Origin of the sequence: Aulosira sp. FACHB-615, assembly GCF_014698045.1 — a bacterium.
Classification (GTDB): domain Bacteria; phylum Cyanobacteriota; class Cyanobacteriia; order Cyanobacteriales; family Nostocaceae; genus Nostoc_B.
In genome coordinates this window covers 170,244-185,493 of the sequence record NZ_JACJSE010000010.1, presented here as the reverse complement: position 1 = coordinate 185,493, position 15,250 = coordinate 170,244, and the positions used below count along the sequence as shown (strand labels likewise).

Here is a 15,250-nt window from a genome sequence, read left to right as displayed (position 1 = left end):
CTAAACATAAATATGTGAAACTAGCTTTTCGGCTTCTTCTTCGGTCAGTTCTGACAATTCTTTGATCAGGATGTCTTCAATCAGTAAAGCTAATTCTGCCACCGTTGGCGCTTCAAAAATATGGCGTAATGATAGTTCAACTTGAAAATCTTGACGCAACTGAGAAACTATTTGGGTTGCAATTAAGGAGTGTCCGCCTAAATCAAAAAAGTTATCATCAACGCCGACTTGATCAATACCTAATAATTCTTGCCAAATCTCAGCAATCTTTTGCTCAACAGCACTACTGGGCTCAAGATAAACAGTTTCTAAAATTGGTCTTGGGTGCGATGTTTGAGATTGAGGAGATTGTTCGGAATTTTTTAAGAAAAGTGGTACGGCAAAAGCTTGATGTTCTGCAATGACAGTTTGGAGATTTTTTGTTGATACAATTACTTGAGGTAAATTTTGAGATAATATTCGCTCAAAGGCATCTATACCTTCTGCAAAAGATATACCATATTTTTGTCTTGTTTGCTTAATTTCAGCTTGCATATTAGGGGCAAATGCTAACAAAGATTTTTGCCAACTATCCCATTCCCACCAATCCCAATTAATTGAGATTGTCGGTATTTGGTGTTGATAAAAATTGTAGTGGGCAAACCCATCTAGAAAGGTATTAGCTGCACAATAATCTACTTGTCCTAAGCCGCCTGTGATTGCAGTAGTAGAAGAAAATAAGACCAGGAAGTCTAAATTAATGTTTTGCAAAACAGTATTTAAAACTATTGTGCCTTGGAGTTTAGGTTGAAAAACTTGTGCGGCTAATTCAGGTGTTTTGAGTTGAATAATACCTGCACCTGGAGTTCCGGCTGCATGAATTACGCCATGAATCTTACCAAAGCGATCGCATACCTGATTAATCGCACTCTGCATTTGTTCTAGGTTAGCAACATCGGCTTTCAGCACTAAAACCTCTGCACCTAACTCTTCTAGAAGCTGGAGTTTTTTGATTTTGGTTTTGAGTAAATCATCTTGCTCTTGGCTGGATAGCAATTCCTCCCACTCGACTTTTTTTGGTAATTCCGAACGTCCAATCAGGACTAATTTTGCTTGTACAGTCTTGGCTAAATATTCCGCGATCGCTAGGCCAATTCCGCCTAATCCACCTGTGATTACATATACTCCTTCTTTTCTGAATTTGTTGTTAGTACTTGTTTGGCTGGCGATGGGTAAGGGTTCAAAACACTGTATCCATCTTTGATTTCCTCGATATGCAATGACTTGCTCAGATGATAATGTCTGAAGTTCTCTACAAAGATTGTCTATCAACTGTTGCCATTGCTTTGTATCAACCTGGGGAATGGTAATATCGATGCTGCGGCAGGATATGTGGGCATATTCTTGCGGAATAACTGTACATAGCCCCAGGATGGTTGCCTTTTCTGGACATAAATATGCTTCATCAACTACCTGTTGCATGTTGTTAGAAACAACATTAATTTCCACAGATTTGGTAAGATTTTGTTCTCCCAATGCTTGGATGAGAAAGAGCAAGCTCCAAAAACTGATATCTTGAGTAGCTGCAAAATTTTCTAGATCCGATATTTGACTATTATATGATGTAATGTTCCACAGATGAGTAATTTTCTGTGGTACTTGACCTAAATTGTGGAGCTGTTTGATTAAGGTATCATAGTCATTTTTGCTTTGGGGATTAATCGTATATTCCCCATATCCAATTTGACTAAATGCTTCGCCAATTTTGACAGTGATGACATTTTTACGCTCATTTTTCAAGCGTTCTACAAGTTGATTACCAATACCGCAAGCATCAAGAAATACTAACCAATAATTGCTTGAATCGATTGGTTTTGCTTGTTCCAACGATACAAGTAAAGCCGAACGTTTCCAAGAAGGAATGTTAAACCAGTTGGTAACATCCAGCTTTTCTGTTGATAATGCTGGAGATTTATCTGAAGAACTCGTTGGTTTTTGTGGCTCTAACCAGTAGCGTTGACGTTCAAAAGGATAGGTTGGTAAAGGAAGACGATAACGACGCTCATCACGATAAAATCCTGACCAATCTATTTCTACTCCGGCTGACCACAACCTACCTATTGTTCTTAACAAGAATACTAAGTCTGGTTTTTGATCGTAAGCATATCTCAGGGAGGGTAAGATGATCTGATTGACTTCGGGATTGGTTTCGAGACATTGAAGGGCGAAACTATTTAAAGTCTGTCCTGGCCCTACTTCCAATAAAATGGGATTATTTTGGTTCCACAGTTCTTGGATACCCGGAGCAAATAACACAGGTTGACACAGGTGTTGAACCCAATAATCGGGATTTGTGGCTGCTGCTGCTGTGATCCAAGTTCCTGTGACGTTGGATATGTAAGGAATTTTTGGGGCTTGGAGTTTAAAGCTGTTGACTAACTCACGTAACTCAGAAATCGCACCCTCCATCATGGGAGAGTGAAAAGCGTGAGAAGTTTCTAGGCGACGACAAGCTAAACCTCGTTCAGTTAACTGTTGTTCCAGAGCTTCTACAGCGTTAGTTGCACCTGCAACTACACACATAGATTTGCCGTTAACCGCAGACAAGGAGATTTGATCATTTAGCAAGGGGGATATTTCTGCTTCTGAAAGTGGAACAGCGAGCATTGCTCCACCCGGTAATTTTTGAATTATCCGCGCTCTTGCAGCAATCAGTTTTAAACCTTCTTCTAGAGATAAAACCCCTGCTACAGTGGCTGCTACATACTCACCAATGCTGTAACCGATCATTGTTTGGGGACGAATCCCCCAGGAGATCAATAGCTGTGCTAAAGCATATTCAATGACAAAAACTGCTGGTTGGGCTAGTTCAGTTTGATGGAGTAAGGAAGGTTGTTCCTGATTTCGCCCCAACATTTTCCGCAAATCGAAACCTTGAGATTCTAGATTTAATTTTTGGTTTTCTGGGGTTTGTGGTGAATGTCTACTTGGATAAAGAATATCGCGTAAATCTTGATTCAAAAGCGGTTGCAGAAACTCGCAACAGTAATCAACTTGCTGGCGAAAGATAGATTCAACTTGATAAAGTTCCCAACCCATGTTGACATATTGAGTACCCAGACCAGGGAACATAAAAGCTATGGACTGTTGTTGTATTGCTGGGATACTGCTCAGTACTTTTTGAGAGTTTTCTAGTGCTGCGATCGCATCTGCAATATCTCGACACACCACAGCACGCCGATGTTCAAAAGTTCTGCGTCCAACTTGTAATGTGTAAGCCACATCAGCCAAGTTTAAATCAGGATGTGCTTGCAGATAATCTGCTAAATTTGTGGTTGCCTTTTCTAGTGCTGATGCTGTTTTAGCAGACAGAACCAACAATTGATACTTTCTCCCCTGCTCCCTGCCCCCTACTCCTTGTTCTTCCCATACTGGTGCTGCTTCTAAAATGACGTGGGCGTTGGTACCACCGATACCCAAAGAACTCACACCAGCACGACGAGGGGTATGAGTATTTTGCCAATCTGTCAGCTTGGTATTGACATAAAAAGGACTGTTGGCAAAATCAATATTTGGATTGGGTTCGGCAAAATGTAAGCTAGGCGGTATTTGTTGATGTTTGAGCGCCAAAGCAGTTTTGATTAAACTTGTCACCCCAGCAGCTGCATCCAAATGACCAATATTGGTTTTGACGGAACCGATCGCACAAAATTGCTTTTTATCAGTATTTTCACGGAAGACGCTGGTTAATGCCGAAATTTCAATCGGATCTCCTAAGACGGTTCCGCTACCGTGGGTTTCAATATAGCTAATGGTTTCCGGCGGCACATCTGCTAAACTTAGTGCTTCGGCAATAACTTGAGCTTGTCCGTTGACACTGGGTGCTGTGTAACTGATTTTACCTGAACCATCATTATTGATAGCACTACCTTTAATGACAGCATAGATATGATCACCATCGGCGATCGCTTCAGTTAACCGCTTTAAAACCACAATTCCCACGCCATTGCCAATAATCGTACCTCTAGCTTGAGCATCAAAGGCGCGACAGTGACCGTCAGGCGATAAAACACCACCTTCTTGATACAAGTACCCGGTTTTTTGGAGAATATTAATTGAAACTCCCCCAGCTAAAGCCATATCGCATTGATAATTTAATAAGCTTTGGCAAGCGAGAGAAATTGCAACTAAGGAAGTAGAACAAGCAGTCTGTACTGTAAGGCTGGGGCCTGTAAGATTTAATTTATAGGAAACACGAGTAGCGAGGAAATCTTTATCGTTACCAATTCCCCTTTGAAAAAGACTTGCTAATCCTGTGCGCTCGTTATTTAAATCTAAAGATAAATAATTATTTGAACTCGCACCTGCATAAACTCCGATACGACTTTCACAACGTTGAGAGTCATAGCCGGCATTTTCTAATGCTTCCCAGGCACATTCTAAAAATAACCGATGCTGTGGATCTGTAATTTCTGCTTCTTTAGGATTAAAACCAAAAAATCCAGCATCAAATAAATCTATATTTGCTAATATCCCCAGACTTTTCACATAATGGGGATGATTCACTAATTCTGGCTCAATTCCCGCCGTAATTAATTCTGTATCAGTAAAGGTAGAAATTGATTCGACACCAGAGCATAAATTTTCCCAAAATTCTGGAATATCATTAGCACCGGGGAAACGCCCCGACATCCCAATAATTGCGATCGCTTCGATGACATCTTGTAATTCTGTACTATCCATCACTCCTATCTTAACCTCATTAATTACACATTTTATTAGCGCAGGTTGCTGGCTAATACTGCTCTACTCAACCAAGGAAATTCCCATAAAAATCCGAAAATATTGACTTGTCGTATGTAATTGTTTCAGCTTCCTGTCCACATAGTTTTAATGAGGGTTATTTCTCGGTTTTATTTGCGTAAATTACGAGTTTGTTTTTTCCTGTTTAAAGCCGATTTCTGTTTTTCAGAACGGTTGCGAATTTCTTGAAAAGACTGTTGTTCTTGCTGTTCTTGACTAAGATGTTTGGCTAACAAACTAATACTAGGATATTGAAACATTTCTACTACTGAGATATCACGTTGTAGTTTTTCTCGTAATTGGGCGTTTACCTGAGAAATCAACAAAGAATGTCCGCCCAAATCGAAAAAGTTATCGTTAATACTAACTTTTTCGATACCTAGTACTGTTTGCCATGTATCAGCAATGGTCTGCTGTAGCTCTGTTTCAGGTGCTACATAGAGGTTGTTTTGGGTAGCGTAACTTTCTGGCAATGGTAAGACGCGACGATTGACTTTGCCATTTGGGGTTAAAGGTAGTGCATCTAAGAAGATAAAAGCACTTGGCACCATGTACTCAGGTAGTTTTTCTTTGAGAAAATCTCGGAGTTGAGGTACTCGTTCACGCGCTAAGTTTCCTTGCCACGGAGTGTTAGCGTAATTGTGCCAAGGACGAGATGAAGGAGGTACAGCAGCAGGTAAACATAAACACTCAGCAGCATCAGGTGTAGATCGCTTAAATATCACATCATAGCGATCGCCCGCACCAGTGTTTGACCAGGTAATTTGGACTGAATAAGGGAGGTCTTTTTCTAATGCCCAGAAGTCTTCTGGCTCTACGCCTCGATCTTCAAGATATCTGAACAACTGCTTGATCTCACCTACAGTTTCTGGTTTTTCACTATTTGCCAACCACTGCACGAGCTGAACATCTGCGATCGTGCGGGCATTCGGTACACCGGTAATACCTAAAAATTGGGGTGCAGTTTCTTCTAGAATACAGCGAACGGAAGAAAGGGTTAGCTCTTGTTTGTGCCAATCTAGCCAGGATATCTCCGCCGTCGAAGTTGGTTGATCGTCCACATGAAGAATCACATCGTAACGAAATTTAGTTAATTCATTGTGAGAACAACCACGCTCTAGCAAAATGTCAACATGACTGATTTTAGGTAAATGCTGTTTGAGGGCTATGAAGAAAGCGGGGTCGATGACTAATTGTTTCTCTTCAAACAACTGTTTCTGCACACGCTGTTGTAAGGCCTCCTTAGAAAGATTGTCTGGAGATCGATAAAGTTGAACTGAGGCATGGAAGGCTTCTAAGAGGGGCAGACTGCGAACATCTCCCAGGAAAATGAAGCCACCTGGTTCTACAGCTTTGACTGCCTTCTCCAAAACCTGGAGCAAATAGTCAATGCTTGGGAAGTACTGAGCCACAGAGACAATTAACACGCCATCAAAGCTATTCTCTGCCACATCATCAAAATCTAAAGCACTTCTTTGACTGAGTGTGACTCCTGCTAATGGCTGCTCTAGGGTGTCTAACTGTTGTTGGAGAATTTGCAGGGCATTTTGTGAGGGGTCTGTTGCCCAGTATTGCTGACAATGGGGGGAAATGCTGAAAAGCATTAGTCCGCTACCACCACAACCGATTTCTAAAACCCGGTTGGGCTGTAAACCTAAGATGCGCCCGGTGGTTTGCTTCATCCACTCATGCACTTGTTCATCTGGAATAGATGCTCCTGTGTAGCTGCTTTCCCAACCTTTGATATAAAAACCAGAGTTTTGAGAAGTATCAAACTTTTTATAGAGACTATCAAAGACAGTTTGCCACTGCAAGGTTTGTTGAGTGTCTAAGGCTTCTACTTTTTCTGGGTGATACTGTCCGACAACATAAGCAATCAATCGCTGATGATCTGAGCGATCGCAATGAGCAACAACTACCGCTTCTCGAACACCTGGGTGTTGATTTAGTAAAGTTTCTATTTCTCCTAATTCAATGCGGAATCCTCGAATCTTGACTTGATGATCAATACGTCCGAGAAATTCTAGGTTGCCATCAGGCAAGTAGCGAACTAAATCGCCTGTTTTGTAAAGACGCTCTCCAGGTTTTGAATTGTAAGGATTAGGAATAAACTTTTCTGCTGTTAAGTCTGGTCGCTTCAGGTAGCCTCTAGCGACACCGACACCTCCAATATATAATTCGCCAGGAGTTCCTACAGGCACTAGTTGTAGATTGGAGTCAAGGATGTAAGTTTGAACTTGAGGAATAGCTTTGCCAATTGGCACTTCGCCCAGTGTTGGTACTGATAAGTCACAAAGTGTTGCCACAATAGTTGTCTCTGTAGGGCCGTAGCTATTGAGAAGACGTACTTTTTGACCAATAGTCTGCTGCCAAGTTGTCAAGTGCTTTCTGTTGGCTTTTTCGCCACCAATAATCACTAATCTCAGAGAATCAGGAATTGCCAAATTTGCTGTTGCTAATTCAGCAGTAACTTGATGCCAAAAAGCGGTAGGTAAATCCAGAACAGTGACTCTGTAATCGCGGCATTGCTGTAAAAATTGCGGTATTGAACTTAACATTTCCTCTGTCCGCAATATGAGACTAGCACCGCAAACTAGACAGGGAAATATTTCTTCCGCCGCAGTATCAAAACTGATGGAGGCAAATTGCAAAATGCGATCGCTCGACTTTATCCCCAATTCTATACATGCAATATTGATATAATTACTTAAAGCATGATGCTGAATCATTACCCCTTTGGGTGTTCCCGTGGAACCAGATGTATAAATTACATAAGCGAGGTTCTCCGGTTGTGTCTGATGAATTGGGTTTTCTTGGCTTTCACGCGAAATAACTTCCCAATCTGTGTCTAAGCAAATGACTTGAGCTTGATGTTCGGGGAGTTTCTCAGCTTGTGTTGACGTAGTAAGTAAAACTGACACCTGGGCATCTTTTAACATCAAAGCGAGGCGTTCTTGGGGATAAGCCGGATCGAGAGGTAAATATGCACCTCCAGCTTTGAGAATCGCCAACAGTCCAACCACCATCTCTAAAGAGCGTTCTATGCAAATTCCTACTAAAACTTCTGCTCTAACTCCCAGGGTTTTGAGGTAATTTGCTAATTGATTTGAACGCTGATTTAACTCTCTGTAAGTTAGAGACTGATTTTCAAAGATGACTGCAATTGCATCTGGTGTTCGTTCTACCTGGGCTGCAAATTGTTGATGAATGCACTGTTGAGGTTGGTAATTGGAGATTTGGGATTTATTTGTACTAAATTCTAGTAACTCCTGACGATCTGCCTCGCTCAAAAGTGGTAAATTAGATAGCCGAGTTTGAGGTTCAGCAGCAATCCCTGACAGTAAATTCTCAAAGTGTCTCAGCATTTTCGCGATTGTCGCAGCATCAAATAGGTCAGTATTGTAATGGAAGGATGCCGCCACTGCTTGATGTGTAATATCAATAGAAAGACTCAAATCAAACTGTGCTGTTTTGGTGTCGATTTTGACCCAACTTACCGCCAAACCAGGCATTTCTGGTAAATTGGAGTAATCTTGGATATTAAACATGACTTGAAACAGTGGTGTGCGACTGGTGTCGCGTTCTGGTTGCACTGCTTCTACTAGTTGGTCAAAGGGTAAATCCTGGTGTGTATAGGCTTCTAAAGCTACCTTTTTAACTCGCTTCAGTAACTCGTCAAAAGTTGGATCGCCACTCAGGTCTGTACGTAGCACCAAAGTATTGACAAAAAAGCCAATTAACCCTTTAATTTCATCACGATTACGGTTAGCAATTGGTGAACCGACAGCAATATCATCTTGTCCGGTGTAGCGGTAGAGGAAAGTTTGAAATGCTGCCAATAGCAACATATATAAAGTTACACCCTTTTGATGGGCGATCGCCTTGAGTCTATTGATCAGTACTTCAGACAATTCGAGGGATTGTTGAGCGCCATTTGAGGTTTGTACCGTCGGTCTTGGTCGGTCAGTGGGTAATTGTAATGCTGCTGGTATATCTTGCAGTTGTTTCTTCCAATAAGAAAGTTGAGTTTGCAGAATTTCTCCTTGCAACCATTGTCTCTGCCAATGGGCAAAATCTTTGTATTGGATAGAAATTTCTGGTAAAGATGAAGCAGTTCCAGTTAAGAATGCTTTGTACAGTGATGCTATCTCTTGTAAAAAGACTTCACTAGACCAACCATCAGAGATGATGTGGTGCATTTCCAGCAACAGAATATGCTCTTGTGGTGCAAGGCGCAAAAGTTCAGCACGTAATAATGGCCCCTTGATCAAATCAAAAGGTTGCTGACTTTGCTCAGTCAAGAATTGCTGGACTGAGGATGCAATATTCTTTTGATCATCAATTACTGATAAGAATAATTTGAGGGAAGGAGTAATAATTTGTACTGGCTGTCCGTTGACAACAGTCAACGTGGTTCTGAGAGCTTCGTGTCGTCGGACAATTTCGTTTAAACTTTGCTCTAACAAGATGATGTCAAGCTCACCTTGGAGATTTACAGCTAAGGAAATATTGTAAGCTGGGTTCCCTGGTTGCAATCGGTCGAGGAACCATAATCTTTGCTGTGCAAAAGACAAAGGATAAACTTCGGCTTGTGGGATTGGGTTTAGACGTACAGCAGGAATAAAAGCGGCTGCTGTTATTTGGGTGAGGATTTTAGTCGCCAGCGATCGCGGACTCATCCCTGCAAACAAGTCTGCAATGGATATTTCTACTTCTAAGTCAACCTCAACCCGATTTTTCAACTCAAATACTTTTAAAGAATCTAGTCCGAGGGTGCTTAATGGTGCTTGGAGAGGAATATTATCAGGTGCGATCGCTAAAACATTGGCTATTTGTACAATTAAATATTGTTCTAAAACTGTCTGACGTTCTGGTGTAGCCAGTGTCAACAGTTGAGAATGCTGTAATTGAATTGACTCTTGAATAATATCACTAGCTTTTAAAATATTGCTGGCAACTATATTCAGTTCACCATTCTCAAACTGTACGCGAGTTGCGCGGCGTTGAATCTTACCACTGGAAGTTTTGCAAATTGTCCCTGGTTTAATTAAAACAACTGCATAAACTTGTACTTCATGTTCTTCCGTCACCGCTTGACGAATTGCATTAATTACTGTTTCTAAATTTGGTTTAGCGCGAAACTCTAATTCTTGGACAACTACTAGCTTTTCTTCGTTGTTAACTAAAACTGTAAATGCGGCATTCGCACCAGGACGCAAGGATGAATGACTGCGTTCAGCCGTTAATTCTATATCTTGGGGGTACAGGTTGCGACCACGAATAATAATTAAATCTTTCGCTCTCCCTGTAATAAATAATTCTCCATCTTGCAAAAAGCCTAAATCTCCTGTCCGCAGGAATGGCCCTTCGCCGGTATCTGCTAAATAAGCTCCGAATGTTTCTGCGGTTTCTGCTGGACGATGCCAATATCCTTGACCAACACTCAATCCAGCTACCCAAATTTCCCCAATTTCATCAGGTTGGCAACTCTTGAGTGTGTCTGGATTAGTAATTACTACTTTCTGGTCAGGAATAATTTGACCACAACTAACAAAGTAAGATGTATCATCTCCCCCAACCACCGATGACTCGACAACTTGATGAGATGCTAATGCAGATTTCTGCAATGCTTTGATTTTTGGTGGCGCAGCCTTCTGTACACCAGCCACCATCAAAGTTGTTTCCGCCATCCCATAACAAGGATAAAACGCTTCTTTGCGGAAGCCACACTCTGCAAAAGCTTCTGCAAATCGCTCTAATGTATCATAACGAATCGGTTCCGCACCATTAAAGGCTACACTCCAACTACTCAAATCAAGAGTTGCTTTTTGTTCAGGTGTGATTTTCTGCACACATAAATCATAAGCAAAATTCGGGCCGCCACTGGTTGTCCCGCGATAGTGAGAAATCGCCTGTAACCAACGATAAGGACGTTGGAGAAAAGCCGCAGGCGGCATAATAATGCAAGGGAAACCGCCATACAAAGGTTGCAATATCCCACCAATTAGACCCATATCATGGTACATCGGTAGCCAAGTCACAAACTTACTAGCTGACGAATGCTCCATAAATTGGCGAGTTGTTTGAGCATTGTGCAGTAAGTTTCCATGACTAATCATCACACCCTTGGGTGTTCCCGTTGAGCCAGAGGTATATTGCAGAAACGCTAAACTATCTTGATCAATATGAGGTTGTTGCCAGTTGTCTTCTATTCCTGGGGTAATATTATCTGTTGTCAGCCATTGCAACGATCCCAAATCAGTCCTTTGGCTGATTAAAGACTGCACTGTTGGGAGTATATCTGTTGTTGTCAGCGCGATCGCGGCTTGTGCATCTTGAGCGATCGCCTGGATTCTCGGTGTGTTACGCTGATTTCTCGGAGGATAAGCAGTAACAGCCACAACTCCCGCATATAAACAACCGAAAAAAGCAATTAAAAAATCTAGTCCCGCCGGATAAAGCAGTAAAGCACGTTCTCCCACTAAACCCATTGCTTGCAATTGTGCAGCCGTTCGTCTAGCAAGTCTATCCAACTCTTGATAAGTTAGCCGCGCTTGTTCTGTTTCTCCATCTAGTAAAAAAGTGAAAATATCTTGATTTCCTTGGGTAGAACTTCTCCAACCCAACAGTTCAACAACTGTTCTACAGTTACTGAGGCTAAACTCATCGTTAGTGTCGCTTGTCGCAGAGAAGACATCGCTTGGTTGAAAGCTAGAAGAATATTGATTCATGTTTAGATGACTAGATGCACTTTAATGCACTACTTACTTTCTATCTAGACTCTATAAATCTGTTCAGATAAAAATAAGCAGTTAAGAACCAGCAGTAAAACTAGATTTACTGCTCAAAATCCTAGAGCGAATATCAGAGCGGTAATTTTATAACAACACGCAATCAATCACGGCGATATCCAACTCTGAGCAAACTACAAGCTTTAGCCAGGGTTAGCTCATTTTCTGGAATACCCGATTCAAGTTAACCCCACCTGGGAATCGTCCCATTTAGCACCCCCTAAGAACAGCGACCAACAACGGTTTTCGTGCAGAACATACTCCAAGCCTGAAACTCTGCAATTAACCCTAAGAATTTAACAGAGTTAGAGGAAAACATTCACCATGTTAGTTACAACTCTCAAGGGTTAAGTTGTTGCTTGAGTCAACCACTAACAGCACTCAAAGTATGATTCGCTAAGACTTCTTCTAAAAATAAGTCTCAATATTATTGAGATTTACTTTCACTTAACATCTATCAACTTAACGACAATTAATTGCTTTAGCAATAGGGTTGTTATATCAATTAATTATCAATAAACCCAAACAACATCATTTTTACCTATTTCAGACATCCCTGTGAGTAGCAGACTGAAAGCTTGACGATTCAGCAATTAGATGCGTAGTAAAATTCATTGCCTAGTCCACTATATATATTTATCCCAAGATTTTTGGTGGGTTGACAACTAATTAATACTCTCTAGAGACAGTAACTGTAGCAATTGTCATGGTTTAAATCTGTGTATCAAGCAAGCATACTACATCAGCATAAGTCCTGATTTGTAACCAGATAATAGACTGCTAATTGAAATAAATTCTCTACTATCTTGTGTTTTGTATTACTTCATACTATGATTAAACTCACTTAAGTTAGTTGACAATAACTGTCACTAGTTGCTGTTCGTCTTCGGTAACGAGCAGGTGATTTTATTAGGTATGAGGACGTAAATGAAAATAGACCAATTATTTCGCAGCCTTTTGCTGACAAGTGCGATTGTTTGTTTGATTGGCACTGCCGTTAAAGCCGAGGACGTAGAAGAAGATGGAAGAATCCAACCCTTAGCTCTCAAGGGAGAACAGTTGAGAGATGAAAAATTAACGAACAATATTCCCCAACTGAGCGAAATTAAACTACCTGGGACTAGCGCCTGGATGTTGGTACAAACACCAACCACCCCTACAAATCCAGAACCCAGCACTCAAGCTCAAGTTGTACCAATTACAGGAGTCAAAGCAACTCCCACAGATAAAGGTGTGGAGATCATTTTAGAGACTACTGCTGGAGAACAACTGCAAGTTGTCAATCGTAGTAGCGGTAATAATTTTATTGCAGATATTCCTAATGCTCAGTTGCGTTTAGCATCGGGAGACACTTTCACATTTCGCTCCGATAAACCTCTGACAGAAATTACAGAAATAACAGTTACAAATATTGATGCCAATACTGTGCGCGTGACTGTGGTGGGAGACAAAGCCGCGCCGACAGTTGAGTTGTTTGATGATAATACGGGTTTGATTTTTGCTGTAGCATCGACAACAACGGCAATGCAACCCAGCGAAACAAGGCCAGCGCCAGAACAGCCAGCCAGTGAAACACCATCAGAAACTCCTTCAGAAACTCCATCAGCGCCGCCGGATGAACCGATTGAGTTGGTAGTAACGGGAGAACAAGATAGATATCGTGTGCCGGAAGCGAGTACGGTGACGCGGACGGATACACCACTGCGAGATATTCCCCAATCGATTCAGATTATTCCGCAAGAAGTGTTGCGGGATCAACGGGCTGATACTTCTACTGCGCTTTTGAATGCTCCAAGTGTGCGTAACTCCGCACCTTCTAACTTTGACTCGTTAAGATTGCGAGTGCGAGGATTCTTGAGCCAACCTAATCTTGATGGCATTAGAGAAGGTACAACAAATGGTGTAGGCGCTAACATTGGGCCTGATCTGACAGGAATTGAAAGAATCGAAGTTTTGCAAGGGCCAAACTCGGTTTTATTCGGGACAACATCTCCAGGGGGAACAGTCAACTTTGTTTCAAAACAGCCTTTACCAGATCCTTACTATTTTGTTGAAGCAACTGTAGGTAGTTTTGACTTTTATCGTGGTGAGATTGATTTGTCTGGGCCATTGGATGAAGATAAGAAGGCTCTATATCGGCTGAACGCATCTTATCGCAATCAAGGGTTTTTCACTGACCGCAGCCAAACTAGAAACTTAGTAGTTGCGCCTGTTTTAAATCTGGCACTGGGTGAGAATACAAATTTGAGTATTCAAGCAACTTACAAGTATCTAGAGCAAGAAGACTACAATTTGGGCTTACCTGCGCGGGGAACAATCTTGGCAAATCCGAATGGTGATATATCCCGGAGCCTGATTACAAATGAAGGCGAACTGGATGTGACAAATGCCAGGATTGGATATCGCTTAGAGCATAAGTTTAATGAGAATTGGTCGATTAATAATACTTTTCGATATGGATACGTTAACTATGATGCTTCTGGGGTCAATATCGGAACTCGACTTTTAGCTGATAATCGGACACTCCTGAGAACATCCAACGATTTCAATGATCGGTATCGTGACTATAGGTTGACGACGAATGTAATTGGTAAGTTTGAGACTGGTTCAATCAAGCATCAATTACTATTTGGTGTCGATTTAGGCAGGCTAAACAATACCTTAAAATTTACAGGCAGATCAGGCGCTCCCATCGATATCTTTAATCCTGTTTACGGTCAAGCGCGTGGAGATGTGACATTTGAACTAGATACCAAGACGGTAACTGACGAGCTTGGGATTGTCTTACAAGATCAAGTAGCGATCGCAGACAATTTAAAGCTACTCGTAAGCGGCCGATTTGATGTCTTCACCCAAACTGACCAAGATTTTCTCGCTAATACAGAAACCAGTCAAACTGTCAGTGCTTGGAGTCCCCGTGTGGGCATTGTCTATCAGCCAATCCAGCCGATTTCTCTATATGCCAACTATAGTCGCTCCTTTGAACCAGCAATTGGTAGAGCCTTTGATGGTAGGGAATTTGAACCTACCAGGGGTACACAGTATGAGGTTGGGATCAAAGCAGATTTGAATAGTCGGCTTTCAACTACCCTAGCTTTTTATGACATTACCCAATCGAATGTTTTAACTGACGATCCCGATAATGTCGGCTTTTCGATTCAAACTGGAGAACAGCGCAGCCAAGGTCTAGAATTCAGCATTGCTGGGGAAATTTTACCGGGATGGAATGTCTTTGCTAGTTATGCCTACAACGATGCTCGTGTGACAGCAGATAATAGCATTCCTGTTGGCAATCGCGTACTTCAGACCACTCCTCATGCTGCTAGTTTATGGACAACCTACGAAATTCAACGAGGCAATTTGCAGGGTTTAGGCTTTGGCTTAGGATTGTTTTATGTGGGCGAGCGTGCGGGTGATACTGGGAATACATTTGAAGTCCCCAGCTATGTAACAACTAATGCTGCTGTCTTTTACAAACAAGACGGATTCCGTGCGGCAATCAATATTAGAAACCTCTTTGACGTAAACTATTTTGAAAATTCTTTCAATAGTTTACGAGTCTCCTATGGTGAGCCATTGACAGTTCAAGGAACTATTTCTTGGACTTTTTGATAATTGAATTTGTCAAAACTCAGGAGTCAGAATGTTGGGACATTGAGTCAAATTCTGCTCAATGC

At 41.6% G+C, this 15,250-nt stretch carries 3 protein-coding genes; 1 reads left to right on the top strand and 2 read right to left on the bottom strand.

Annotation, left to right across the window (positions count from 1 at the left end):
• Both H6G77_RS18205 and H6G77_RS18200 read right to left on the bottom strand, forming a co-directional pair.
• The gene (locus H6G77_RS18205) at positions 1–4,722 is read right to left on the bottom strand and encodes a type I polyketide synthase (RefSeq protein WP_190872316.1); all 4,722 of its coding nucleotides are present in this window, start codon (positions 4,720–4,722) and stop codon (positions 1–3) included.
• 170 nt (positions 4,723–4,892) lie between these two features.
• Positions 4,893–11,513: a non-ribosomal peptide synthetase gene (locus H6G77_RS18200; protein ID WP_190872315.1), complete on the bottom strand. Its 6,621-nt coding sequence runs from the start codon at positions 11,511–11,513 to the stop codon at positions 4,893–4,895.
• A gap of 987 nt (positions 11,514–12,500) precedes the next feature.
• On the opposite strand from H6G77_RS18200, the gene H6G77_RS18195 reads away from it, so the two are divergent.
• Positions 12,501–15,185, top strand: a complete 2,685-nt coding sequence (locus tag H6G77_RS18195) for a TonB-dependent siderophore receptor (RefSeq protein ID WP_190872314.1) — start codon at positions 12,501–12,503, stop codon at positions 15,183–15,185.
• Positions 15,186–15,250: the final 65 nt, after the last annotated feature.